The 26,207-nt window shown below is 72.4% G+C and carries 19 protein-coding genes; 12 read left to right on the top strand and 7 right to left on the bottom strand.

Annotated elements, in window-relative coordinates; all coding sequences use genetic code 11:
• The 4 genes from BJ982_RS36985 to BJ982_RS36970 all read left to right on the top strand — a co-directional run bounded on the left by BJ982_RS36985 (position 1) and on the right by BJ982_RS36970 (position 3,370).
• A complete protein-coding gene (locus BJ982_RS36985; RefSeq protein WP_184889905.1) occupies positions 1–1,041 on the top strand; it encodes an iron-containing alcohol dehydrogenase family protein in 1,041 nt (346 codons plus the stop codon).
• Positions 1,019–1,786, top strand: coding sequence for a CDP-alcohol phosphatidyltransferase family protein (locus BJ982_RS36980; protein WP_184887901.1), 768 nt, complete (start codon positions 1,019–1,021; stop codon positions 1,784–1,786). The genes BJ982_RS36985 and BJ982_RS36980 overlap by 23 nt, the downstream gene beginning before the upstream one ends.
• 225 nt (positions 1,787–2,011) lie before the next feature.
• The gene (locus BJ982_RS36975; protein WP_373869599.1) at positions 2,012–2,890 is read left to right on the top strand and encodes a glycosyltransferase family 2 protein; all 879 of its coding nucleotides are present in this window, start codon (positions 2,012–2,014) and stop codon (positions 2,888–2,890) included.
• A 123-nt stretch (positions 2,891–3,013) separates the two neighbouring features.
• On the top strand, positions 3,014–3,370 hold the full coding sequence (locus BJ982_RS36970; protein WP_184887897.1) for a VOC family protein: 357 nt from the start codon (positions 3,014–3,016) through the stop codon (positions 3,368–3,370).
• A gap of 308 nt (positions 3,371–3,678) precedes the next feature.
• On the opposite strand, the gene BJ982_RS36965 is transcribed toward BJ982_RS36970, so the two are convergent.
• From BJ982_RS36965 to BJ982_RS36935, 7 genes are all read right to left on the bottom strand, one after another.
• Complete coding sequence (locus BJ982_RS36965) at positions 3,679–4,446, bottom strand: nucleotidyltransferase domain-containing protein (protein ID WP_184887895.1); 768 nt, start codon at positions 4,444–4,446, stop codon at positions 3,679–3,681.
• A 9-nt stretch (positions 4,447–4,455) separates the two neighbouring features.
• The gene (locus BJ982_RS36960) at positions 4,456–5,928 is read right to left on the bottom strand and encodes an AAA family ATPase (protein WP_184887893.1); all 1,473 of its coding nucleotides are present in this window, start codon (positions 5,926–5,928) and stop codon (positions 4,456–4,458) included.
• Between the two features lie 75 nt (positions 5,929–6,003).
• Positions 6,004–6,888: an acetoacetate decarboxylase family protein gene (locus tag BJ982_RS36955; protein ID WP_184887891.1), complete on the bottom strand. Its 885-nt coding sequence runs from the start codon at positions 6,886–6,888 to the stop codon at positions 6,004–6,006.
• Between the two features lie 213 nt (positions 6,889–7,101).
• Positions 7,102–8,217: a glycosyltransferase gene (locus tag BJ982_RS36950; protein ID WP_184887889.1), complete on the bottom strand. Its 1,116-nt coding sequence runs from the start codon at positions 8,215–8,217 to the stop codon at positions 7,102–7,104.
• A gap of 80 nt (positions 8,218–8,297) precedes the next feature.
• A complete protein-coding gene (locus BJ982_RS36945) occupies positions 8,298–10,517 on the bottom strand; it encodes an acyltransferase family protein (protein WP_184887887.1) in 2,220 nt (739 codons plus the stop codon).
• A 216-nt stretch (positions 10,518–10,733) separates the two neighbouring features.
• Positions 10,734–12,554 carry an LCP family protein gene (locus BJ982_RS36940; protein WP_239122688.1) on the bottom strand — a complete coding sequence of 607 codons (1,821 nt, stop codon included), beginning with the start codon at positions 12,552–12,554 and terminating at the stop codon, positions 10,734–10,736.
• Between the two features lie 145 nt (positions 12,555–12,699).
• The gene (locus BJ982_RS36935; RefSeq protein ID WP_239122689.1) at positions 12,700–14,319 is read right to left on the bottom strand and encodes a hypothetical protein; all 1,620 of its coding nucleotides are present in this window, start codon (positions 14,317–14,319) and stop codon (positions 12,700–12,702) included.
• Positions 14,320–14,499: 180 nt separating this feature from the next.
• Here BJ982_RS36935 and BJ982_RS36930 point away from each other — a divergent pair, with 180 nt between their 5' ends.
• From BJ982_RS36930 to BJ982_RS36895, 8 genes are all read left to right on the top strand, one after another.
• On the top strand, positions 14,500–16,563 hold the full coding sequence (locus tag BJ982_RS36930) for a hypothetical protein (RefSeq protein WP_184887885.1): 2,064 nt from the start codon (positions 14,500–14,502) through the stop codon (positions 16,561–16,563).
• 462 nt (positions 16,564–17,025) lie between these two features.
• Positions 17,026–17,955, top strand: a complete 930-nt coding sequence (locus BJ982_RS36925) for a glycosyltransferase family 2 protein (RefSeq protein ID WP_184887883.1) — start codon at positions 17,026–17,028, stop codon at positions 17,953–17,955.
• Positions 17,956–17,961: 6 nt separating this feature from the next.
• Positions 17,962–19,038, top strand: a complete 1,077-nt coding sequence (locus BJ982_RS36920) for a glycosyltransferase family 4 protein (RefSeq protein ID WP_184887881.1) — start codon at positions 17,962–17,964, stop codon at positions 19,036–19,038.
• 23 nt (positions 19,039–19,061) lie between these two features.
• Positions 19,062–19,910, top strand: coding sequence for a class I SAM-dependent methyltransferase (locus tag BJ982_RS36915; RefSeq protein ID WP_203958849.1), 849 nt, complete (start codon positions 19,062–19,064; stop codon positions 19,908–19,910).
• Positions 19,911–19,927: 17 nt separating this feature from the next.
• Positions 19,928–20,854: a lysylphosphatidylglycerol synthase domain-containing protein gene (locus BJ982_RS36910; RefSeq protein ID WP_239122690.1), complete on the top strand. Its 927-nt coding sequence runs from the start codon at positions 19,928–19,930 to the stop codon at positions 20,852–20,854.
• Positions 20,855–20,987: 133 nt separating this feature from the next.
• A complete protein-coding gene (locus tag BJ982_RS36905) occupies positions 20,988–22,109 on the top strand; it encodes a glycosyltransferase family 4 protein (RefSeq protein ID WP_184887877.1) in 1,122 nt (373 codons plus the stop codon).
• A gap of 120 nt (positions 22,110–22,229) precedes the next feature.
• Positions 22,230–23,153: a DNA-3-methyladenine glycosylase family protein gene (locus tag BJ982_RS36900; RefSeq protein ID WP_184887875.1), complete on the top strand. Its 924-nt coding sequence runs from the start codon at positions 22,230–22,232 to the stop codon at positions 23,151–23,153.
• Positions 23,154–23,486: 333 nt separating this feature from the next.
• Entirely contained in the window at positions 23,487–26,057 is a 2,571-nt protein-coding gene (locus BJ982_RS36895) for a bifunctional FO biosynthesis protein CofGH (protein WP_239122751.1), read from the top strand.
• The last annotated feature ends 150 nt before the right edge of the window (positions 26,058–26,207 follow it).

Genomic DNA, 26,207 nt, shown 5'->3' with positions numbered 1-26,207 from the left:
ATGCTCACCGCTCCCCTCACCGTCGAGGTCCGCAGGGGCGCGGTGGCCCACCTGGGCGCGCTGCTGGCCGACAGCCGCGTGGCGACCTCCGGGCGGGTCGCGGTCGCCGTCGGCTCGGGCCAGGGCGACCACATCTCCGGCCTGATCACCCCCACCCTGGGTGAGGCCGAGGTCTTCCGCGTCCCCGACGGCTCGGTGGACGCGGCCGTCTCGCTCGGCGCCGACCTGCGCAAGGGCGCCTACGAGGCCGTGGTGGGCATCGGCGGCGGCAAGACCATCGACGTCACCAAGTACGCCGCCTCGCTCGCCGGCATCCCCATGGTCGCCGTGGCGACCAACCTCTCGCACGACGGCATCTGCTCGCCGGTCTCCTCCCTGGAGCACGAGGGCGGCAAGGGCTCCTTCGGCGTCCCCATGCCGCTGGCCCTGCTCGTCGACCTCGACTTCGTGCGCGACGCGCCCGAGCGGCTCGTGCGGGCCGGCGTGGGCGACGTGGTGAGCAACCTGTCCGCCATCGACGACTGGCAGCTCGGCAACGTGGAACGCGGCGAGCCGATCGACGGCCTGGCCGTCTCCATGGCCCGCACCGCGGCCGAGGCCGTGCTCGGCCGCGACGACTCCATCGAGTCCGACGCGTTCCTCACGGTGCTGGCCGAGTCGCTGATCCTCTCCGGCATGGCCATGGTCGTGGCCGGGTCCTCCCGGCCGAGCAGCGGCGGCGACCACGAGATCCTGCACGCCATCGACCAGCTCTACCCGGGCACGTCCAACCACGGCGAGCTGGCCGGCGTCGGGGCCGCGTTCTGCTCCTTCCTGCGCGAGGACGAGCGGTCGCTCTCGCTGCTGGTCGGCTGCCTGCGCTCCCACGACCTCCCGGTCACCCCCGGCGACGTCGGGCTGACGACGGAGCAGTTCCGCGCCGCCGTCGAGCTCGCGCCCTCGACGCGTCCGGGACGGTACACGATTCTTGAGCACCTGCGCCTGTCCGGGCCCGAGGTGCACGACCGGGTGGAGCAGTATGTCCGGGCCGTCGGTCGTTGAGCTGCGCGCGGTCGCCCAGCCGCAGACCACCATGGGCCGCAACTCCGGCGAACACTGGGCCGGCTCGCTGTACATGCGCAAGCTGTCGATCTATGTGACGTGGGCGCTGGCGCGCACCGCGATCACCCCCAACCAGGTCACCGGCCTCATGATCGTGTCCGGGGTGCTCGCCGGGGTCGTGCTGGCGCTGCCGGGGCTGTGGGCGGCCGTCGCGGCGGCCGTCCTCATCCAGGTGTACCTGCTGCTCGACTGCTCCGACGGCGAACTGGCCCGGTGGACGCACCGCACCTCGATCACCGGCGTCTACCTGGACCGGGTCGGCCACTACTTCGCCGAGGCGGCCCTGCTGATCGGCCTCGGGTTCCGGGCCTCGGCCACGCTGCCCGACTGGTACACCGTGCTCGGCGTCGGCGCCGCGCTCGGGGCCATCCTCATCAAATCTGAGACCGACCTCGTGGACGTCGCCCGCGCCCGCTCCGGGCTGGTCGCCACCACCGAGGCGGCGGCCGAGCAGTTCCGGTCCCGGCGGCTCGGCGCGGCGCGCAAGGTCGCGGCGGCGCTGCGCTTCCACCGGATCTTCCAGGCCGTGGAGCTCTCGCTCCTGGTCGTGGTCGCCGCGCTCTGGGACGCCCTGGCGGGCGGCCTGACCGCGACGCAGGTCCTGACCGTCGCCTGCGTGGTGTTCGCGGCCCTGCAGACCGTCCTCCACCTGGTCAGCATCCTCGCGTCCCGGCGGCTCGCCTGACATGACAACGCCTCGGAACCGCCGGCGGCTCATCGACGTCGTACATCTATCGGGTGAAAGGTTGTCAAGAGTCGCCACCGGATCGGCATCCACTGTTCGGTGGGGGTTTCCTGGCAGTTCCGATACGCTTATTTCGCAGTATCCAGACAAGGCCGGGATCCCCCGCTTACACAGACTCGGTGATCATGACCACATGCGTTCTCCATGCGTCGAGGCGATGACGCGTTGAAGATCTCGTGTGTCATCCTCACCATGGGCAACAGGATCGCCGAGCTCGACCGCGCGGTCGAGTCCGTGCTCACGCAGACCGACGGCGACGTCGAGGTGATCATCGTCGGCAACGGCGCGGACGTCCCCGCCCTCGCCGTCGCGCCGGGCACCGGCGCCGCCTCCGTGCGGACGGTCCGCATCCCGGACAACGTCGGCATCCCGGAGGGGCGCAACTACGGCGTTCGCGAGTGCAGCGGCGACATCGTGATGTTCCTCGACGACGACGGCTGGTACGCCGACGACAAGGTCGCGGCGCACATCCGCGAGCGATTCGCCGCCGAGCCCGACCTCGCCGTCATCTCCTTCCGCGTCATGGACCCGGAGAGCGGCGGCGGCCAGCGGCGGCACGTCCCCCGGCTCCGCGCCGGCGACCCGCAGCGGTCCTCCCCGGTGACCACCTTCCTCGGCGGCGCCTGCGCGATCAGGCGCGCCGCCTACCTGCAGGTCGGCGGCCTGCCCGGGCGGTTCTTCTACGCGCACGAGGAGACCGACCTGGCGTGGCGCCTGCTCGGCGAGGGCTACCGCATCGAGTACGACGCCGACGCCGTCATGTACCACCCGCGCACGCCGCCCACCCGGCACACCGGGTTCCACCGGCTCAACGCGCGCAACCGGGTCTGGCTGGCCCGCCGCAACCTGCCCTGGCCCCTCGCCACGCTGTACCTGCTCAACTGGATCCTCCTCACGCTGGTGCGTGAGAGGTCCGTCGCGGCGATCCGCGCCTGGTTCAGCGGCTTCATGGAGGGCCTGCGCGAGCCCGCGGGCGAACGCCGCCCCATGGCCTGGCGCACGGCCTGGCGCATGCTCCGCCTCGGCCGCCCCCCGATCGTCTGACGCCTCGGGCCGGCTTGTACGGTGATCGGGCCTGGACCTCACGCCCAGGCCCGCACCTGATCGTGCGAGTCCACGACGGGACGGCCCCGTGCCCGTCCTCCACCCGCCAAGGAGGCTCCGCCGATGTCCGTCCGCAGGATCGTCCCCAACATCCACGCGCCGTCCCCGGAGACCCTGGCGAAGAGCGCCGAGTTCTACGGCCTGCTCGGCCTGGAAGAGGTCATGAACCTCGGCTGGATCACGACCTTCGCCTCTCCTGCTGAGCCGCTCGCCCAGCTCAGCGTCTTCACCCACGACGAGACCGCCCCCGTGGTGGCGGACGTGAGCATCGAGGTAGACGACGTCGACGCCGTCTACGAGGCCGTACGCGCCTCCGGCGCCGAGATCGTCCACCCCCTCCAAAACGAACCCTGGGGCGTCCGCCGCTTCTTCACCCGCGACCCCAACGGCCAAGTCCTCAACATCCTCAGCCACGCCTGACCCTGTCGGCCCTCGGGCCTCGCCTCCGCGCCTGGGGGCGCTCCGGCTCGGGCTGTGTTTCCCAGGGGAGGCTCCGCCCCCTTCGACCCCCCGTTCCAAGGGCTGCCGCCCCTCGAACTCCCCACACGGCCGCGCGGTGTCGCTGAAGGCAAGGTCTTGAGGGCTGCGGCGTCTGGCGTTTGAAGCTGGTCCCCCACTCGCGAAGGGCGTTCTCCGGCGCGCCCACACGGTCTTGCCTGGGGGGTCGGTTTCTGCTGCACGCTGGCGGGAGTTCACCGCGGGATCAAGTCCGGGCTCGTCTGACTGAGTTAGGGCAGAGTGAGCGCGGCTTTCAGGAAGGTCGTCGCCTCGTCGAGGGTGGTGGTGAGGGAGGTCGGGGTTGGGGTGAGGGTGGCGAGGAGTTGGTCTATGGGTCTTAGGCCTGCTTGGTCGAGGAGGGTTTTCTCGTTGGTGGTCCAGTGGCCCTTTGAGGCCAGGATGGCGTGGGCGGTCTGGCAGGCGGCGGTGGCGATGGCGCCGGCGCAGTCGGTCAGGTGGCCGCGGGGGGCGTGGGCGGTGCGGGCGTAGGTGAGGGTGGCCTGGGCGTCGCCCCACCATCGGCTGGCGGCCTCGCGCTTCAGGGCCTCCGGGTATTCGGGGCGGGGGAGTTCCCCGTGGAGTACCCGGGCGAGGGCGAGTTCGGCGACCACGATGTACGTCGGGATCCCGGCCTGGTGGAAGAGCAGCCTCTCGACCCGGAAACGCCCCGCACGCGCCTCGGCGAGGTGGAACTCGACATCGTCCAGGTCCCGGTAGTGCACGTCCACGCGACGGCCGTCCACATCCAGCCAGGCTCCGCCGTTATAGACGCCACCACCCCACCCGCCGATCTCGGACACCTCACCGGGCCACCCGAGCGCCCGCACCGACTCCGGCGAGAACGCCCCGCGATAGTAGACCGCGAAGTCCCAGTCACTGCCCGGCGCATGCGTGCCCGAGGCCCGGGAGCCTCCCAGGGCGACCGCCTCCACATGCGGCAGCTCCGCGAGTCGCCCGCCGACGCGCGCCATGAAGTCCTCGTCCTGCTGAACCGTCATCGGCCCACGCTATCGGCCGTACAGCATGGGGAGATCGACGAGGAGGATGGAGGGGTCGTCATCGGCGGCGGCACGGAGGGTGTCGTGGAAGCCGGCGCCGCTGTAACAGGCGAGGACGGTGTTCGCGGTGTCGTAGCCCTTGGCGGAGAGCAGGTCACGGGCCCGGCGAAGGCGCTCCAGGTGCCGAAGGTCCATGACCTTGTCCCACTTGGCCTCGCCCAGGGACTTCACCGGCCGGGGCTGCGCGGAGTGGTTCACGCCGAGGACCACGATGTCCACGTCGATCTGCGACCTGTTGGCGGGATCGGCGATGGTTCCGGCCACGACCTCACCGATGCCGCCCTCGCCGAAGTGCGTCCGGCCGTAGCGCAGGGCGTGCTCCCGGCACAGCATCTCGAAATGGGGCCCCACCACCTTGGAGAGGAAACGCTGCCGTGACCGCGCCCAGACCTCCTCGGCGAGGCCGAGGCTGAGGTCCGTCCATTCGGGGCGCATGATCGCTTGGTAGAACGTGATGAGCGGCTCGGCGATGCGGTAACGGGTCCGCCCGGATCTGAACGCGTCCTTCTCCTTCACCAGCAGTCCGCAGTCTTCCAGCACGTTCAGCGGATGAGCGATATCCGAAGATTTGTGGCCGATATGTCCGGCTATTCCGCCCCAGTTGTTGTTGCCCTCCGCCACCGCCGAGAGCACGGAGTGGTACAGCGCGGGATCCCGGATGTCGGCCTCCTCGGTGAGCAGGTACCTGCCCTCGCGGAAGAGGGACGTCCGGCGGTTGAGCACAGTGCGTGCCACCCACGCGTCGAAGTCGTCGGCGGAGGCCGGGATGTCGCCCGCCACGAACTCGTCCCGGTACGCCGGGGTGCCGCCGACGACCGCGTGCAGCATGGCGGCGAGCCGCGGATCGGTGACGCCCCAGAAGTCGGCGGCCTCACGGTACGGCAGGGACTGGATCACCAGTTCCAGGCGTGCCCGGCCACGCAACGGCGCCTGACCGGAGAGGACCTTGCCCATCACCGAGAGCGCGGAGCCGCAGATCAGCACGCGTGCGTTGCTCGTCCCGCCGTGTGTGCGCCCGCGCAGGTCGATCTCTTGCTTGAGCAGGGACGGGATGGCCGGGTTCGCCTTCATCAGGTAGGGGAACTCGTCGATGACCAGAGGCATCGGACGATCTTTCGGTAGCGAGAAGAAGAAGGTGAACGCGTCTCGCCAGTCCGCGAAGGGGTATCCCACGGGGGACCCCGTGTGCCGGGCGAGCGCCATCCCGAACAGGCGGAGCACCTCGACGTCCGTGCCCTCGGTCGCCTCGAAATAGAAGCCTCCGAGGGCTTCGGTCAGTGATCTGAGCAGGAAGGTCTTCCCCTGGCGGCGCCGGCCGCTGACCACGCCGAACGAGACCTCGGGGTGCGGTGCGGTCGCGAAGGTGGTGAGTGCCTCCCATTCCCAGTCGCGGTCGAAGATGTGCGGCGGCTTCGATACCAAGAGTGACCATCCAGATACTGAAGTACAGTTCACTGAACTGTACTTCAGTAGAATGGCGCATGGATGGTCGTTCGCTCAGATGCGCGGGAGGGGTTCCGCCTCGGGGATGGTCGCGGTCGTGTGGGTGATCGTGGTGGTCAGCAAGGCGTGTTTGGGGAGGCCTAGTTCGCTGAGTTCCTTGGCGATCGGGTGGTTGCCCAGTCTGATCAGGGCGCCGCCCGGGCGGGCGTGGATCGTCTGGGGGCGGGCGGTGCAGCGGATGCGGCGGGTGGTGCCGTCGAGGTGGGTGTAGGCCGTCAGGTCGGCGGACGGGGCCGGGATCGGCATGCCGGGGCGGATCAGCAGGTCGAGGACGAGACGGCCGTCCTTGCGGAGGATGCACCGTTTGTACGGGGAGGACAGGCGCAGGTCGATCTCGGCCATTTCCTTCGGGAAGCCCCAGATCGTGCGGCCGGCCTCCAGGGTGAAGCGCTGGTCCACGGGGAGCCAGTGGACGAACATCCCCGCGCCGCGCAGGCCGCGCACGCCGGACAGGACGCCTGTGCCGGTGGCCGTGCGAGGGCGTCCCACAAGAGCGCCGGAGCCGTGCCCGGAGGAGGGTACGAAAGCGGCGGGGCCGTTGCCGGAGGTGGGTCCGAAACGGCCGGGGCCGTCGCTAGAGGAGGGCCCGAAGGCGTCGGGGTGGTTCCCTGCGGCGCGCCCGCGGGTGTCTGGGGGGCGGACCATGAAGCCGACGCCGAACTCGTTGTAGGAGCCGAGGTCGCCGTCGTCGTAGCGGATGAACTGGAGCACGCACAGGGCCTTGCCGGGCAGGAACTCGGTGACGTCCATGTCGGGGGAGTAGGCGAGCACGGCCCGGGCGGCGTCGGCGCGGACGGTGTAGACCACCGCGCAGACCGTGGCGTCTCTGATCTCCACCGGCAGGGTGACCTCGCGCCCCTGGACGAGATGGCTAGCCATGACTCCCAGTACACCAACCCGGGATGCGAGACGCCACCCGTACCCCCGACGGTGGTGGGCGCACGCGCGATGAACACAGCCGGGCGCCTCGCCGTACCAGGGCGCCGGCATTGCCGTAGACCCTTCTCGCCGACGCGGCGCCCCTTGTGTCACCCGTAGGGCCGGGAGGGGTAAGGGCAAGCGAGCACGCCGCGCGGCCCAGGGTATGACGGGTCAGGCCGGGACGGCGCGGCGGAGGGCGGGGAGGGGGGTTGGGAGGGACCATTCCTCCAGGTGGGTGATGAAGTCTCGGGCGTGGTCGGGCCAGTGGTAGTGGGCGCGGGCCTCGGCGTAGCCGCGGGCGCCCATGACCGTGCGGCGCTCGGGTGCGTCGCGCAGCCGCAGCACGGCCTGGGCGGCCGCCTCGACGTCGCCGTACGGGACGATCACCCCGCAGTCGGACCGGCCGACGATCGAGGCCGCCATGGGCAGCGGGGTGGTGATCGTGGGGATGCCCCGCGCCATGTACTCGATCACCTTGGTCGGGAGCGACTGCCGGTAGTTGGGCACGTCGTGCAGCAGCGAGAGGCCCGCGAGCGCCCCCTCGGCCATACGCAGCGCGTGCTCGTTGGGCACGTACCCGTACCAGTCCAGCAGGCCCTGGCGCTGGCCGTCGCGCAGCGCGGGACGGATGTCGGGGTCGGCCGCGCCGATGAGGTCGAGGCGGACGCCCTCCGGCCGGAGCCTGCGGGCCAGCTCGATCATCTCCAGGGCGCCCCTGGCCTCGGACAGATGGCCGACGTACACCAGCCGGTCGGCGCCGGGCGGCGGTGGCGGCGTGGCGGGCACGTACGTCGTGTTGGGGATCACCGGGTGGTCGCCGGAGAAGCGGTCGCGGTAGGCGGCCTCGGCGAGGATCAGGTGCAGGCGCCGCTCGGCGCGGCCCTCGACGTGGCGGACGATATGGGGAAGCGTCCGCCGGACCGGCTCCGGCAGGTACGCCTTGGTGTCGAGGGAGCCCACCAGGTCCTCGTGCACGTCCCACACGGTGGTGGGCCGGCGCCGGGGCAGGGCGAGCAGCAGTTCGATGTCGTGGACGAGAAGGACGTCGGCGTCCTTGACGCCCCTCCTGAGCGCGCGCCGCGCCGCGTTCAGCGCCCGGCCCCGCCGCAGCCCGACGGCGCGCGGCACGTCGATCGCGGTGATCTCACCGGGCGGGGTGACGTTGCAGTGGGTGAACGGCGCGACGTACGTCACCGCGTGCCCGGCGTCGAGCAAGGCGCGGATCTGCCGGTGCATGATCCGGGCGTCCTCCGGGTGGTGGACGATCGTGCCGACACATACCTTCATATGTAGATGTTGGGCGCCGTTCTCGTCCGATCCGGATGCGCCTCGTTAATCCGGGTGAAAATGCGGCTGAACATCCGCTCCTAGCGCTCGGGAGCGCCGGCCTGCGCGGACGGTCTGCGGTAGAGCCACACCAGGCGGGGCTCCAGCAGCCATTTGAAGAGCGTGCGCGTCTCCGGCAGGCACAGCACGATGGCCAGGGCGAAGGAACTGCTGGCGATCGCCATGACGCCGAGCGGCCCGTGCAGCCACGGGAACGACAGCCAGCCCATCTCTTTGGCGATGTACACCGGCACGCCGTGCAGCAGGTAGCAGTACAGGGTGCGGGTGCCGAGGTCGGAGAACCAGGTGCGCTTGCGCGGCACCAGCGCCAGGATCGCCACCGAGACCACGAGCGCCGCGACCAGCAGGCCGACGCGCATCGCCATGCCCATCCACCACGACAGGTCCAGGTCGGCGTAGCTGTCCTTGTAGTAGATGGGGTCGAGGGGGACCTTCGGGGAGATCAGGATCGCTACCCCGGCCGCCCCCACGAGCGCCACCACCGCGACGATCTTCACCCAGAGGCGGTTCAGCATCTCGAAGTGGTGCGGTTGCAGCAGGAGCCCGAGCACGAAGAACGGCATCAGCCCGAAGAAGCGGTCCATGCTGAAGTCGCCGGGAAGGTCCGACAGGCCCGCCAGCAGGTACACCGCGACGGCGATCGGCAACGGATAGCGCATGCGCTTCCACACGGGCGTGGACAGCCGCCACAGCAGCAGGGCCAGCAGGTACCAGTTCAGCCAGGCCGGGTCGATGATCGTCAGGCTGAACTTGTGGCCGAACGCGAAGCGGAGCACGGCGTACCCCACCTCCACGACGACGTACGGCACCAGGAAGGTGTCGACCAGCTTGTTCGTCTTGGCGTTGGAGTTCCAGAAGTTCCTGCTCAGGTAGCCGCTGATGAGCACGAACAGCGGCATGTGGAACACGTAGATGAACAGGTACGCCGAGCGGGACGAATGCGTCGCCAAGGTGGGGACCAGGGCGTGCCCGGTCGGGACCAGCGCGATGAGCAGGAACTTGACGTTGTCGAGATACGGCTCGCGGGGGCGCTTGGCGGGAGGCCCGGCCGGCTGCGCCTCCTCGGTCTCGGGGGCGGGCGCGTCCCACGCGGCCTCCGCACCCGGCGGCCTGCCGCCCGCGTCCCCCGGGAAGCCGGCCCGGCCGTACGGCGCGTGGGCGGCGCCCTGGCCGTATGACGCGGGGGCTCCAGAGGAGGGGCCGAACTGACCTGGGGCTCCGGCGGGGACGTACTGTCCTGGGGTTCCTGCCGGGCCGTACGGCACGGGGACGCCGTCCGGGCCCACTGATCCGGGGACCGCGGCCGGGACGGACGGCGCGGGGCCGCCGCCATGGCGGGGGCCGTCGAAGCCCTGCGGGCCGGGGGCGGCTTCCTGGGCCGGCGGGGCGGACGTCCGCGGGGGCTGGGGACGCTCCCAGTACGAGAAGCCGTCGTCGGGGGCGGCGGGCGTGCGTGGCGGGGGAGCCTCCCACGCGGGGACGGGCGGCGGCGCCTGCGGCCGTCCGGCCGGCGGGGTGGGCGCGTCCCACCCCTGTGGACCGGACGCCTGCCGCTGCTCCCACGGTTGAGGCGCGGCTGTCTGTTCCCATGCCTGAGGTGCGGACGTCTGTTCCCATGCCTGGGGGGCGGACGTCTGTTCCCATGCCTGGGGGGCGGACGTCTGTTCCCATGTGTGAGGCGTGGATGCCTGAGGGGGATCCCATGCCTGGGGCGCGGACGTCTGGGCGTGGTCCCACGCCTGGGCTCCCGATGTCTGGGAGTGGTCCCGGCTCTGGGCTTCCGACGTCTGCGGCTGCTGCCACGCCTGGGCTTCGGACGCCTGTGCCTGGTCCCACGCCTGCGGCCCGGAGGACTGTGCCCCGTCCCACGTCTGGGCGCCCGAAGGCGGGGGAGGGGTCTCCCAGGAGGGCCGGTCGAAGGTGAACGTCTCGGGGTCGTCGTCGTGCGGGCCGGGACGGGGGGCCGGGGCGGAGGACTCGGCGACCGGCCACAGCGCTCCCTCGCCGTCGTCGCCGACCCGCGGGCGGTGGCGGTCCCAGGCGCCGGTCGGAGGCTCGGCGTAGTCGGGGACGGGCCAGCGGGCCGTCGGGGCGTCCTCCTCGGGGGCGCGGGATTCCGGCCCGGGACCGGCCCGCCTCTCCTCTGGCCCGCCGCCGGCGGTCGTCTCACCGGCCTCGGAGGAGGCGTCGTCGCCGCGGGGAGCCGGAACCGGGAAGGAGGAGGATCTGGTGTCGCTCACGGGGGAAAGCTCGGCTATCTGTCGGGAGACCAGGGGTAGCGTCTGGACGGCACGGCCTGGGGTCTTATGGCGGATGGGAATGTCGGGGACGGGCCGACCAGATCATCCACCATAACGCTCTCACCGGCGATTGTCGCGGCGCAGAGCCGAGTTCACAGGATACCGATCATGAAAAGGCCCGGCCCCGCGGGGGACCGGGCCGTCTCCGTGGCGGGCTCAGGTGCTGCACACGTCGGTCTTGGAGTCCACCACGCGGGCGCTGTCGGGGATCGTCACGGGGACCTTGACGCCCTTGAAGTCGGCGCCGATCACGAGCTGGATCACCGGGCTGCCGGGCGCGGGCGTGGCCGTCGTCCCGGCCGGGGGAGTGGACGAAGCCGAGGGGGTGAAGGGGGTGGTGAGACCGGTCTTCACCTTGCCGGCCGCGGGCGTCACCTTGGTCATCAGCTTGGCGGCGAGCGGGGCGGCGTAGTCGGCGCCCTCGGTGGCGTTCTTGCTGTACAGGACCATGGTCTGCGGCCGGTCGGTGCCGTCGGCCTGCCGGGCGTCGCCGACCTGGGTCACCTTGAACCCCTGGGCGGACAGCGCCTCGGCGACCTCCTTGGCCTTGCCCGCGGTGTTGGTGCCGTTGAAGACCTGGACCTGCACCTGGCCGGGCTTGATCGCGGGCTTGGACGGCGCCGCGGACCCCGACGCCGCGGTGCTCGGCTTGGCCGTGGGCGTGACCTCGATGTCGTTGCGCAGGGACTCGAACATGCGCCCGGCGTCCGGCTGCTTCCACTGGATGCGGTTCTTGTCGGCCGGGTACGGCTGCCAGGGAACCGTGACGAACTTGACGCCTTTCGCGGTGAGGCTGCGGGCGCTCTGCGCGATCTGGATCAGCGTGTCGACGTCGAGCTGCGGGTCCATCACGACCGACTGGGCCGCGGCGGAGACCAGGCCGAGCAGCTTGGTGGGGTTGGTCAGGGTGTCGCCGCTCGTGGCCTTCTTCACGACCTGGGAGAGGAAGATCTGCTGCCGCTTGATGCGGTTGATGTCGCTGCCGTCGCCGAAACCGTGGCGGGCGCGGACGTAGGCGAGCGCGGTCTCACCCTTGACGATCTGCTTGCCGGGCTGCAGGTACAGCTTGGCCTGCTTGTCGTTCACGACCGTCGGGACGCAGATCTGGATGCCGCCGAGGGCGTCCACGATGCTCTTGAACCCGGTGAAGTCGACCTTGATGTAGTGGTCGATGCGGATGTTGGTGTTGGCCTCGATCGTGTTGATCGTGCAGGCCATGCCGCCCTCGTTGAACGCCGAGTTGATCATGTCGAGGCGTGGGACGAGCGGCGCCTTGGTCCTGACGTGCTTGCAGGCGGGGATCTGGACCATCGAGTCGCGCGGGAAGCTGATCAGCGTCGCCTTGTCGCGGTTCGGCGAGACGTGCAGAAGGATGATCGTGTCGGTGCGCTCGCCCTCGTTCTGCATGTGCTGGCCGTACCGCTTGTTGTCGCCCGCGCGTGAGTCGGAGCCGACGAGCAGCACGTTGAGCGCGCCGCTGCTGTTGACCGGGCGGTTGGCGTTGAGGTCGCCGCTGACGTCCTCGGTGCGCACGGCGCCGAGCACGTTGCGGTAGAGCGTGTAGCCGGTCAGCGACACGGCGACCAGGACGCCGGTGAGCGCGATGCTCACCCACGCCAGGACTCGCATGCGGCCCCCGCCGCCGCCGGGGCCGTGCTTCTCCACGGGGGGAGGGGTCTCGGGCGGGGGCGGGAAGGAGGGGCCGTTCCTGCGGCGGGGCGCCTCGACCGTGGTGTCGGCGGGCGCGAAGTCCCGCACCGGGTGTCCGCCGGGCTGCGGGTGGGCGTGGTACGGCCGGGGCTCGTCGGCGCCGGCGACGAGCTGGTCCTGAGGAGAGGCCCGGTGACGGCGGCCGCGCTCGCTTCCGGGCGGCGGAGGAGCGCCGGGCGGAGCCTGCGTACGGCCGCGGCTCCTGCGGCCGGGCTGCCGCGGCTCCTCCCCGTATTCCCTGACCGGGGCGTGTCGGTACTCGCTCATTTCGTCATGAGGTTAGTCATCGGCCCGGCTCTGGGGGCCATGATCGGGTGATTGACGCATGATCATGAGTACTCCAGAGGGGTCGATCCGGGGGGCCTAGCTTACTGAGGCGAGGATATTCGGTGGAATATCGTAATCCGTGGCTTTACTGGATGTTCGTCGATCCGGCAGGACGGCCACGCCCCGGAGCTCCGCCGCGCACCACCAGCGCCGCGGCCAGGCACGCCAGCGGCACCGCGGGCAGAACGTACCGGTAGTCGAACTGCGCCGTGGCCGCCGGGATCACCAGCAGCGCCAGCGAGCCCAGCCACGGCAGCGTCCACTCCGTCCCCGTACGCCCGCCCCGCCGCCTGCGCATCGCCACGACCACAGGAGGCGCCAGCATGATGACCAGCAGCACCGTGCCCGGCAGCCGCGCCACGTCCTGGTAGGCGCGCGTCACCCCCGCGAACGGCTCCACCACGCGCGTGCCGATCGGCCCCCGCTCGTAGCGCGCGGCGAACTCCGCGCCGACCGTGGCCGGATAGCGCCCCGGCGGAGGGGGCGGCACGGCCGGGAACTGGTAGTAGTCGAAGATCTCCCGGTCCGGGTAGACCGGGCGGCCCCAGACGAACGTGCGCGCGACCTCACCCAGCACCGACACCGCGTAGTCGACGGGCTGGCTGCGGATCGCCAGGGAGGCGAACCGGCCCGCGAGCCGGTCGGTGGACTCGGTGAAGGTGATGCCGGGCAGCGCCACGACCGGGGAGTTCGCCGACCAGATGTACTCCTGCGACGGCGGGCGCCGCGCCGGGGGCGTCGGATCGCACAGCACCGCGAGGTCCGCGGGCGGGCGCATCACGGCGCAGTCGGCGAACGACATCGTCCGCGAGTACAGGAAGACCCCGTTGGACCCGACGATGCCGAACCGGTGGTAGGTGGCGGCGAACCAGCCCGCGTACGCGCCGACCGGCACCAGCGCCACGGCCAGCGTCAGCCCGGCCAACTTGGTCCGCTTGGTCAGCCTGATCGGCACGGCCGACCGCCGGTGCGGCCCCCGGTGGGACCTCCACGCGCGGGCGACCAGCCAGCACGTCACGAGCCCGATCAGGGGAAGGCCCGCCGTCCTGGTCAGCGTCGCCGCCGCCAGCAGCAGCCCCGCCGCGCACGCCGAACGCCAGGTCGGGGGGCGCAGCGCCGCGACCACGGCCCCGAGGACCAGCAGCGCGAACAGCGAGTCCGACACCAGCAGGTGTTCGAGCTGGATCTGGTAGGCGTCCAGCAGCGCCGGGACCGTGGCCAGGGCCGCCGCCCAGCGCGGCCCGCCCGCGCGCAGGACCGTGACGTACAGCAGCACCCCGGCCGCCAGGCCGATGAGGTGCTGGACGGCCGTCACCACCATGAACCCGTGGAACGGCTCCAGCAGGCGCAGGAAGATCGAGTACCCGGCGGGCCGCACCAGGTCGGGCCGCGGGCGCATCGCCGTGACCACGTACGTGTAGGAGTCCGGGAACCACAGCGCCGGCCGGTACCCGAGCATCGCCACGACCCGCAGCACGGTGCCCGCCGCCAGCAGCGCGAGGAACACCCGGTGCGGCCGGGCCCGGGCGGCCAGGTGGCCGGCTCCGGCGCGTAGGCCGCTGCCGCCGGCCCGGGACTCGCGCACCTCGGTACCCGGACCGGAGGGGCGGGTCGTCGTGGCGCCGGGATCATCAGAGCCCTGGGGGACGGCGGCCACGGCGCGCAGGCGCCGGCGTACGACGGTGATCCACCCCGCTGCTGCCACGCATCCCCCGCTGATCCGACGAGCATGCGCCCGTACTTTCATCGCCGGAGGCGAGCCTATGAGAGGAGGCGCCCGGGAAGTACGTCGAGCTGGGAAAGAGCCGCGCGTCGGTCCGTTGGACGACCTATGGGGATGCGCCGGGTCTCTCCTGGGCGGGGTGGCGGTTAGGCTCGCGGCAACATGGACGGATCCTGGCGCGACCACCCGCGACGGCCGCCGGCGGGCCGGGTGCTCGCCGCGGTCACGATCATGCCGTCGCTCGCCCTGGCCGGATGGCTGCTCGCCGGGCTTCCCCTGCTGCTGCTCGGCCGGTTCCGGCCGCTACCGGCGTTCGTGCTCGGCACGGCGGTTGCCGTCGTCCTGTGCGTGTACGCCGCGCGGCGCTCGCGCCGGGCGCCCGAGGCAGCCCCGTGGCAGGTCGCGGGCGTGGTGGCCGTGGCGCTCGGCTCGGGGGTGTTCAACGCGCTCCTCCACAGCCAGCAACTGCTCATCCGCAGAGATCCGAGCACCTACGCGCAGTACGCCGTCTGGCTGGCGAGGACCGGGTCGCTGCCCATCCCGTACCAGGCGGAGGCGTTCGGCGGCCCGGACCCGGCGCTGCGCTTCGACAGCGTGGGCCTCTACGACCACGGCGGCGCGGTGGTGCCGCAGTTCATGCCGGGCGCGCCGCTGCTGTACGCCCCCGGCCACTGGCTCGCCGGGGTGGACGGCCTGCTGGTGACGCCCGCGGTGCTCGGGGCGCTGGCCGTGCTGACCGTCGCCGGGGTCGTCGCCCGGCTCGCGGGCGCGCGGTGGGCCACGCTGGGGGCGCTGCTGTTCGCCGTCGCGCTGCCGATCCTCTACACCTCGCGCACGACGCTGAGCGAGATCCCTTCGCTGATCCTGCTGTTCGGCGGCATCGCGCTCACCCTGGACGCGCGCGGGCGCCCGCGCGCGGCGGCCCTGGCGGGGCTGGTGTTCGGGCTGGCCGTCCTGGTCAGGATCGACGGCCTGCGCGACGTCCTGCCGGTCCTGGCCTACGCGGGCCTGCTGATCGCGATGCGGCGCGTGCCGGGCCGGGCCGCCGCGTACGCGGCGATGGGGCCGTGGCTGCTGGGCGGCCTGGTCGTCGGCGCGGGCGCCGGGCTCGGCGCGGCCTTCCTGCTGGCCCGTCCCTACCTGGCGTACCTGTCGGGGTCGGTGACGCCGCTGCTGGTCATCTGCGGGGCCGTGCTGGCGCTGACGGCGGTGGGCGCGGCGCTCGGCCCGCGGGTCATCGCGTGGAGCGTCTCGCGGTCCGGCGGCCTGGCGCGCCGGGTGAGGACGGCGCTGCCCGGGCTGGCGGGCGGGCTGGTCGTCCTGGTGATGGCGGGCTTCGCCGCCCGTCCCTGGCTGCAGACCGTGCGCCGCGTCGCCACGACTCCGGACGACAAGTTCAACGCGGCGTTCATCGAGTCGGTGCAGCGGTTCAACGGCCTGCCCCCCGACAACACCCGCCTCTACTACGAGGACTCGCTGTACTGGGTGATCTGGTACCTCGGCGTGCCCGCCGTGGCGCTGGCGACGATCGGCGCGGCGGTGCTGGCGGGCCGCATGGCGCGGGGCCGCGCGTTCGCCTGGGTGCTGCCGCTCGCCCTCGTCGGCTGGACGACGGTGACGACGCTCTGGCTGCCCGCCATCACCCCCGACCATCCGTTCGCCTCCCGCCGGCTGGTGCCGGTGGTGATCCCCGGCCTCGTGGTGCTCGCCGTCTGGGCGGTGGCGGCCGGGTGGGCGTGGGCGCGCCGCGCCGGGTACGGCGTCCGGGCGCGGCGGGCGGGCGCGCTGGCGGCGGGCGCGCTGCTCGTCGTCCCGGCCGCGGTGACCTCCGTCGGAACGGCGTTCACCCCGATCGAGCAGGGGGAGGCCGCACAGGTCGCCCGGCTCTGCGCCGCGCTTCCCCGCGACGCCGCCGTGCTGATCGTCGAGAGGGTGACGGCCGACCGGCTTCCCCAGGTCGTGCGGGGCATGTGCGGCGCGCCCACGGCGATGGTCCGGGGCGGGGGCGACGTCGCGCCGCGTGCGGAGGTCGAACGCCTGATCGCCCGGATCCGCGCGGCCGGACGCCACCCGGTCCTGCTCGCCGCCGACCGCCGCCAACTGGCCCCGTACGGCACCGCCACCGAGGTCCTGCGCCTGCGCACCCGCCAGGACGAACGCTCCCTGATCAGCCCCCCCGACGGAACCTGGTCCCTGAGCGTCACCGTGTGGATGGCCACGCCGTAGCGCCGTGCTTGACCGGTACGCGGGGCTCGGAAAGTGGGCGGTGCGCCGGCCGGAGGACCTCCGACCGGTGGCGCCAGGCGTGAGCGCATGACTACGCGCCGTATAGAATGACGGAACTTTACCGCTACGGCCGGAAACCCGGAGATCTGGCGGGTTTACGCGTCGCCGGAGCCGTTTCGGGGGCCGTGGCCGGACGGCGTGGGCGTATTTCGGGGAAAGCCGCGTCGCCGCCTGGGGGGCGCGGTGAAATTCCGGCAAAAGGGGGAAGGCATCCGCAACGGGGTGGTTCGCTTGGGGAAATCGCCGCGCAATCAACGGACGGGCTGGTAGACAGGTCCGTCACGCCCGCGTGCCCCACAGGGGCGGGCCGGGCGGAGTGAGGTGGCGATGAGGCGGAAAAGACTGTGCTGATGAGGATGATGTGGATTTCCTCGCCGGCCGGGCACTGTATCCTCGCCCGACGTGAGTGTGACCGAGACGCCTGAGACTGGACCCGCCGTGGACGCCAAGCCCTATGTGACGATCGTCCTTCCCTGTTACAACGAGCAGGACCACGTCATCGCGGAAGTCGAACGCATCTGCGGCGCCATGGACGGCAGCGGCTACACCTACGAGCTGATGGCCGTGGACGACCACTCCACCGACGGCACGCTCGACCGGCTCCGCGAGGCCGCGCCCCGATTCCCCAACATGCGCATCGTGGCCTTCCACCGCAACGGCGGCTCGGGCACCGTGCGGCGCATCGGCACGCAGGACGCGCGCGGCGAGATCGTCGTGTGGACCGACGCCGACATGACCTACCCCAACGACCGCATCCCCGAGCTGGTGCAGATCCTGGAGAAGGACCCCACCGTCGACCAGGTCGTCGGGGCGCGCACCAGCGAGCAGGGGTCGCACAAGTTCCTGCGGGTGCCCGCCAAGTGGTTCATCCGCAAGGTGGCCGAGCGGCTGGCGGGCCAGGAGATCCCCGACCTGAACTCCGGGCTGCGCGCGTTCCGCAGGTCGGTCTCGCTGCCGTACCTGCGGCTGCTGCCCCCCGGGTTCTCCTGCGTCACGACGATCACGCTGGCCTTCCTGTCCAACCAGCACGACGTGCAGTACATGCCGATCGAGTACAGCAAGCGGGCGGGGAAGTCCAAGTTCAGCTTCATCTCCGACGCCTACCGCTACATCCTCCAGGTGCTGCGGATGGTGATGTACTTCAACCCGCTCAAGGTGCTGATGCCGCCCGCGATCTGGCTGGTGGTGATCGGCCTGGTCAAGGGCGTCGTGGACATGTTCCGTCACCCCTTCTACTTCCCGGCCAGCACCGTGATGGTGTTCCTCTCCGGCCTGATCATCGGGTCGCTGGCCCTGCTGGCCGACCTGATCGTCCGCTCCCGGGGCGAGTAGGCCCGTATGCGCATCGCGATCGCCGGGCCCACGTACCCGTACAAGGGGGGCGGGGCGCAGCACACCACCGAGCTGGCGCACCGCCTCACGGCCGCCGGGCACGACGTCGTGATCGAGTCCTGGCGCGCGCAGTACCCCGCGTTCCTGTACCCCGGGCAGCAGACGATCTCCTCGCCGGAAGGCGAGCCGTTCCCGCACGTCCGGCGGGTGCTGGACTGGCGCAACCCGGCCGGCTGGCTCGGCTGCGGGCGGCGGCTGCGCGGCGCCGGGCTCGTCGTGCTCACCCTGCTCAGCCCCGTCCAGGTGCCCGCCTACCTGGGCATCCTGTACGGCCTGCGCCGCGCGGCCCCGGTCGTGGCCCTGTGCCACAACGTGCTGCCGCACGAGCGCAAGCCCTACGACGTGCCGCTGGTCCGGACGCTGCTGCGCCGGGTGGACCGTGTGCTCGCACACTCGGAGGAGCAGGCCGCGCTGGCAAGGGAGCTCGCCCCCGCGCCGGTCGCCGTCGCCGCCCTGCCGCCGCACCTGCCGTCCCGGGCCTCCGGGGACGCCGCGGGCGGCGTGACGCGGCGGCTGCTGTTCTTCGGCATCGTCCGGCCGTACAAGGGCCTCGACCTGCTGCTGCGCGCCCTCGCCCGGGTGCCGGGCGTGTCGCTGACCGTCGCGGGCGAGTTCTGGGGCGGCCTGGACGGCACGCGCGCGCTGATCGCGGAGCTGGGGCTCGGCGACCGGGTCGAGCTGCGGCCGGGCTACGTGCCCGCCGACGAGGTGCCTGCGCTGTTCGCGGGGGCGGACGCGCTCGTGATGCCCTACCGCTCGGCGACCGCCAGCCAGAACGTCTGGCTCGCCCACGAGCACGGCCTTCCCGCCATCGTCACCGACGTGGGGCCCCTGGCCGCGCACGTCGCCGACGGCGTGGACGGCCTGGTGGGGGTCCCCGGCTCGGTGGACGCCCTGGCCGAGGCCGTCACCCGCTTCTACGCCCCTGGCGAGCCGGAACGCCTCCGTGCGAACGTCAAGGCCGTGGACCCGGCCCCCTACTGGGCGACGTACGTCCGCACGCTGCTGGCCCCGGGCGCCTGATCCCACCCACTACCCTTGGCCGGGTGGGTAGGGAACGCGTGGCGCAGCTTGAGTACTCCGAGTTTCAGGCCGCGATGCTGGACGAGGCGAAGCGGCGGCGCAAGGCCGCCAAGATCATCGCCGTGCTGGCGCACTTCCTCGGGCGCGACGCCGGCGACGGCCCGGTCCTCGACGGCAGGCGCGTCGCCGACATCGGCTGCTCGGCCGGTTTCATCGCCGACGAGCTCGCCGCGGCGGGCGCCGAGCGCGCCTTCGGGATCGACATCGACGTCCCCGGCCTGCGCAAGGCGGCCGAGCGGTTCGGCAAGCGGGTGGCCTTCGTCTGCGCCGACGGCACCGCGCTGCCGTTTCCCGACGGGTCGATGGACGTCCTGGTCTTCAACCACATCTACGAGCACGTGGTCGACCCCGACGCCGTGATCAAGGAGATGCGCCGGGTGCTCGCCGACGACGGCGTGCTGTACCTCGGGCTCGGCAACCGGCTCGGGGTGATCGAGCCGCACTACAAGCTGCCCTTCCTGTCCTACCTGCCCCCCGCGCTCGCCGACCGCTACGTCCGCTCCTTCGGCCGGGCCGACCACTACTACGAGCGGTTCCGCACGCGCGGAGGGCTGCGCCGCATGCTGGCCGGCTTCCACGTCTGGGACTACTCGCTGCCCGTGCTGGCCTCGCCGGAGCGTTTCGCGGGCGCCGAGCTGTTCCCCGGCCCCGCCGGCCGCGCCGCCCAGGCCACCCTGGCCCGCGCGCCGCGCGCGGCCCTGCGCGCGCTGCTGCCCGTCGTCCCCACCTACCTGTGGGTGGCGTCCAAGACGCCGCGCAGGCCGCTCGGCCCGGCCCTGCCGCAGCCGCCCCAGCGCGTCCCGACGCCATGAGCCCCACGGCGACACGTGTGATCACGCCCAAGAAGCTCGTCAGGGTCGCCTTCCTGCTGGTCGCGCTGGGGTTCGGCGCGTGGACGATCTCCGGGCAGTGGTCCCGGGTGGCCGACGGCTTCGCGCGGCTGTCGTGGCCCGCGCTCGGCGGCTCGCTGGTCGCGGTGCTCGCGGCGCTCACCGCGGGCATGCTCATGTGGCGGGCGCTGCTCGCCGACCTGGGCTCGCCGCTGCGGTTCACCGACGCGGCCAAGGTGTTCTTCGTCGGGCAGCTCGGCAAGTACATCCCCGGCTCGCTGTGGCCGGTGCTGGCGCAGATGGAGATGGGCAAGGACCTCGGCGTGCCGCGCCCGCGCAGCGCCGCCGCGTTCTTCCTGACATATCCGATCTACCTGGCCAGCGGGCTGCTCGTCGCCCTGGTCACCCTGCCCGTCTTCGCCGGCGACTCGGTCACCCGCTACGCCTGGCTGCTCCTGCTGCTGCCGGTGCTCGTCGCCGGCCTCCACCCCAAGGTCGTCAACGCCGCGCTCGGCCTCGGCCTGCGTCTGCTGCGGCGGCCCCCGCTCGAACGCCCCCTGACCCGCCGCGGCCTGCTCACCTCGGCCGGGTGGGCGTTCGCCGGGTGGGCCGCCTACGGCGTCCACCTCGCGCTGATCGTCGCGGGCCTCGGCGTCACCGGGGGACGGGCGTTCGCGCTGTCGGCCGGTGCCTTCGCGCTGGCCTGGTGCCTAGGCTTCGCCGTCGTGATCGCCCCCGCCGGGGCGGGCGTCCGCGAGGTCGCCATGGTCGCCGCGCTGGCCCCCGTGCTGGACGGCGGGACGGCCATCGTCGCGGCCCTGTGCTCCCGCCTGGTGGTCTCCGCGGGCGACCTCGTCTGCGCCGCGCTGGCGGGCGCCGCCGCCCGCCGCGCCCGTGCCGTCCCCGTGCCCGCCCGGAACGAGTGACGCGCCGGGGCGTCGCGCAGGTTAATGGTCATGGCACCGGGCAGGGCACTTGGGGAAATGGGCGGTGATAACGCCCCCGATTCGGGGGAGCCTCGCAATAGAGTGAACCGGTGACCCGAAAGGAGCGCGGCTCGTGACGCCCCGTGTGCTCATCGACGCCACAGCGGTCCCCGCGGATCGCGGGGGCCTGGTCCGCTACGTCGACGGTCTTCTCGGCGCGCTGGACCGGGCCGGCGCCGACCTCGCGGTGGTGTGCCAGCGCTCCGACGCCGACCGGTACGGCAAGATCGCCGCCTCGGCGCGCATCCTGCCGGGCCCGCCCGCGATCGCCGGCCGCGGCGCGCGCCTGGCGTGGGAGCAGACCGGCCTGCCGGTGCTGGCGCGCAGGGTCGCGGCCAAGGTCATCCACGCTCCGTACTATTCGATCCCGCTGCAGTCGGGCCTGCCCACCGTGGCCACCGTGCACGATGTCACGTGGTTCACCGAGCACGACCGCGACCTGAAGGCGTCGTTCTTCCGCGCCGCCACCCGTGCCGCCGTCCGCGACTGCGCCCGGGTGATCGTGCCGTCCAAGGCCACGCGGGACGAGCTGGTGCGGCTGCTCGCCGCCGATCCCACGCGCATCGACGTCGCCTACCACGGCGTGGACCGCGGCCTGTTCCACGAGCCGTCCTCCGACGAGGTGGACCGCGCCGCCGGGCGCCTCGGCCTGCACGGCCGTCCCTACGTCGCCTTCCTCGGCGCCTTCGAGCCGCGCAAGAACGTTCCGAACCTGGTGCGGGGCTTCGGCCAGGCCGTGGGCGACATCCCCGCGCCGCCCGCGCTGGTGCTGGCCAGCGGCGCGGGGTGGAGCGAGGAGGTCGACGCCGCGATCGGCGAGCTGCCGGTGACGGTGCGCGTGGTGCGCCCCGGCTACCTGTCGTTCGCCGACCTGCCGGGCTTCCTCGGCGGCGCCGTCGTCGTGGCGTTCCCCTCCCGCGGCGAGGGGTTCGGGCTGCCGGTCCTGGAGGCCATGGCCTGCGGCGCGCCCGTGCTCACCACCCACCGCACCTCGCTGCCCGAGGTCGGCGGCGACGCCGTGGCCTACACCGAGCCGGACGCCGAGAGCATCAGGGACGCGCTGAAGGCCCTGCTGCTGTCGCCGGAGCGCCGGCGGGCTCTGGCCGAGGCCGGCATCTCCCGCTCCCGCGAGTTCACCTGGGAGGCCTCGGCGGAGGCGCACCTGGCCTCGTACGAGCGGGCGGCCGACCAGTGAGTCCGCCGCGGGAGTGCCGGCCGTAGCCGACAGGTGGCGCCGCCGTACGCGACCGGGCTGCTGTCCGCTTTTCCGGATATGTGACGTGCTGAGCCGCGCGGGGCCAATACGCTGGACGTCGTGCGCGAGCGCAGGTGGCGGCCGAGCGGGCCATTGGACGTGAAGACGACGCTCGCCCCGCACCGCCGCGGGGCGGGCGACCCGGCGTGGCAGGCCGCCCCGGACGGCACGATCTGGCGTACCTCCCGCACCCCCGAAGGGCCGGGCACGCTGCGGGTCGGTGTGGACGCCCGTCAGGGCGAGGTCGTGGGGCAGGCGTGGGGCCCGGGCGCCGCGTGGATGCTGGAGACGCTGCCCCGGCTCCTCGGCGCCGACGACCCGGTGGCCGAGTTCGCGTACCTGCTGGAGGGCCTGCCGTCCGGCGGCTACGCACTGGTCACCGAGCTGGCCTCCCGGCATGGCGGCCTGCGCCTGACCGCGACCTCGCGCGTGTTCGAGGCGCTCGTTCCCGCCGTGCTGGAGCAGAAGGTCGTGGGCAGGGAGGCGTTCCGGGCCTGGCGGTGGCTGCTGCGCGCCTACGGCGACCCCGCCCCCGGACCCGCGCCCGCGGGGATGCGCGTGTTCCCCGAGCCGGAGGTCTGGCGGCGCATCCCGTCGTGGGACTGGCACCGCGCGGGCGCCGAGGCGGTGCGGGCCCGGACGATCGTCAACGCGGCCCTGCACGCGGCCAAGCTGGAGGCCGCGGCCCCGGCGGACGCCGACCGCCTGCTGCTGGCGCTGCCGGGGGTGGGGGTGTGGACGTCGGCGGAGGTGCGGCAGCGGGCCCACGGCGACCCCGACGCGGTCTCCGTCGGCGACTACCACCTGCCCGCACTGGTCGGGTGGTCGCTCACCGGCAGGAAGACCGACGACGCCGGGATGCTCGAACTGCTCGCCCCCTACCGCGGGCACCGCTACCGGATCACGCGCCTGCTCGAACTCGGCGGGCGGCGGCCACCGGCACGCGGGCCGAGGATGCCGGCACGCGACTATCGCGCGTTCTGACCGCGGATAGTCGGCCGGTCACCCGGGGGGCGTGGACAGCGCGGGGCTTCCAGTCGCGCCCGTCGCGGCTGTCGGCGCCGAAGATCGGGGCGAGCACGGCGACGGCGACGATGAAGGCGAGGACCAACCAAGACATGGGGGACTCCTTGCGGGGAGGACTTTCCGTGACACCTCAATTATGTTCGCGTGCATGTATTAACGTCCATCGAGAATCCGTGACCAGTACCCTTTAGCGACTCTTAAGCCATGGAGATCGGCGGGCCCCCGGTCGCAGGCGCACGCCGTCCCGTTCCGTAATGTGCCTCCATGGACGTGAACCCCACAGACGCCGCGATGCGACGGGCGCTGGCCAGGGCCAGGGACGGCAAGGCGCTCGACGTGACGGAGGCCACGGTTCTGTTGCACGCCCGGGGGGCCGATCTGGAACGGCTCCTCGAATACGCCGGCCGCGTCAGGGACGCAGGGCTGGCCGCGGTCGGACGGCCCGGCGTCGTCACCTACAGCCGCAAGGTATTCATCCCTCTCACCCGCCTGTGCCGCGACCGCTGCGGCTACTGCACGTTCGCCACGGCGCCGGGCAAGCTCCCCGCCGCCTTCCTCGGTCCCGACGAAGTGCTGGACATCGCCCGCCAGGGCGCGGCGCTCGGCTGCAAGGAGGCCCTGTTCACCCTCGGCGACCGCCCCGAGGACCGCTGGCACCAGGCCCGCGAATGGCTCGACGCCCACGGCTACGACGACACGCTCTCCTACGTGCGCGCCATGGCGATCCGCGTGCTGGAGGAGACCGGCCTGCTGCCCCACCTCAACCCCGGCGTCATGACCTGGCGCGACCTGCAGAGGCTCAAGCCGGTCGCCCCCTCCATGGGCATGATGCTGGAGACCACCTCGCGGCGGCTGTTCGAGGAGAAGGGCGCCGCCCACTACGGCTCGCCCGACAAGGACCCGGCCGTGCGGCTGCGCGTGCTGGAGGACGCCGGACGCTCCAACGTCCCGTTCACCACCGGCATCCTCATCGGCATCGGCGAGACCGTCGCCGACCGCGCCGAGTCGATCTTCGCGATCCGCCGCGTCGCCCGCGAGTACGGGGGCGTCCAGGAGGTCATCGTGCAGAACTTCCGCGCCAAGCCCGACACGGCCATGCGCGGCATGCCCGACGCCGACCTCCAGGAACTCGCCGCGACGATCGCCGTCACCCGGCTCGTCCTCGGCGCCAAGGCCCGCGTCCAGGCCCCGCCCAACCTCATCGGCGACGAGTACGCGCTCATGATCCGCGCCGGCATCGACGACTGGGGCGGGGTGTCGCCGCTGACGCCCGACCACGTCAACCCCGAGCGTCCCTGGCCCCAGATCGACGAGCTGGCCGCCCGCACCGCCGCCGCCGGGTTCGCGCTCAAGGAACGCCTCACCATCTACCCCGAGTACGTGCTCGCCGGGGAGCCCTGGCTGGACCCGCGCCTGCGCGCCCACGTCGGCGCCCTGGCCGACCCGCGCACCGGGCTCGCCCTCGACGTCAACCCCTCCGGCCTGCCGTGGCAGGAGCCCGACGGCGGGTTCGGGGGACTCGCCTCCTCCGGGCGCACCGACCTGCACGTCGAGGTCGACTCCACCGGACGCACGGCGGACCGGCGCGACGACTTCGACAACGTGTACGGCGACTGGGAGGCGCTGCGCGACCGCGTTCCCGCTGTTCCCGCTGTTCCCGCCGCTTCGCTGAACGGGTCCGGTGGGACCGGCTCGGACATGCGGGCGGCGCTGCGCCGCGCCGAGACCGATCCCGCCGCCCTCACCGACGACGAGGCCCTCACGCTACTGTCCGCCGACGGCGCCGACCTGGAGGAACTCTGCCGCGTCGCCGACGGCCTGCGCAGGGAGGCGGTCGGCGACGATGTCACCTACGTGGTCAACCGCAACATCAACTTCACCAACGTCTGCTACACCGGATGCCGGTTCTGCGCGTTCGCGCAGCGCCGCACCGACGCCGACGCCTTCACCCTCTCCCTGGAACAGGTCGCCGACCGCGCCGCCGAGGCGTGGGCGGCCGGGGCCACCGAGGTCTGCATGCAGGGCGGCATCCACCCCGACCTGCCCGGCACCGCCTACTTCGACATCGCCCGCGCCGTCAAGGAACGGTGCCCCGACCTGCACGTCCACGCCTTCTCACCCATGGAGGTCGTCAACGGGGCCAGCCGGACCAACCTGTCGATCCGCGACTGGCTGCAGGCGGCCCGCGAGGCCGGCGTCGACTCGCTGCCCGGCACGGCGGCCGAGATCCTGGACGACGACGTGCGGTGGGTGCTCACCAAGGGCAAGCTGCCCACCCGCGAGTGGATCGACGTGATCACCACCGCGCACGGGCTCGGCATCCCGACCACGGCCACCATGATGTACGGCCACGTGGACACCCCGGCGCACTGGGTCGCGCATATCCGGCTGATCCGCCGCATCCAGGAGGAGACCGGCGGCTTCTCCGAGTTCGTGCTGCTGCCCTTCGTCCACCACAGCGCGCCCATCTACCTCGCCGGCATCGCCCGCCCCGGCCCGACCGCCCGCGAGAACCGCGCCGTCCACGCCCTCGCCCGCATCATGCTGCACGGCGCCATCGCCAACATCCAGTGCTCGTGGGTGAAGCTGCGCGACGACCTGTGCCGCGCCGTCCTCTCCGGCGGCGTCAACGACCTCGGCGGCACCCTGATGGAGGAGACCATCAGCCGCATGGCCGGCTCGGAGAACGGCTCCTACAAGACGATCAGCCAGATCGCCGCCATGGTGGAACCCACCGCCCGCCCCCTCCGCCAACGCACCACCGACTACGGCACTCCTGCCCCCGACCGCATAGCCGCCGCCAAGGCCAGCGACGGCGTCTGCGGCAGCATCCGCAAAACCCTCCCATTGGTCACCGGCTGAACCCCACAAGACGAGGCACCCACGGTCCGGCCGAACCCCCGGACCGTGCTCGTCGTCCGACCGCCCGAACCATGCTCAAGCCGAGGGCCGGGCCTATTTCCGGAGCCGCCCACAACATGGTCCGGGCGAAAGCCGCGCTTCGCGCAAGAG

Origin of the sequence: Sphaerisporangium siamense, from assembly GCF_014205275.1 — a bacterium.
Lineage (GTDB): Bacteria > Actinomycetota > Actinomycetes > Streptosporangiales > Streptosporangiaceae > Sphaerisporangium > Sphaerisporangium siamense.
Note: the sequence above shows the minus strand (reverse complement) of the source record. Positions and strands in the feature narration are given on the sequence as shown.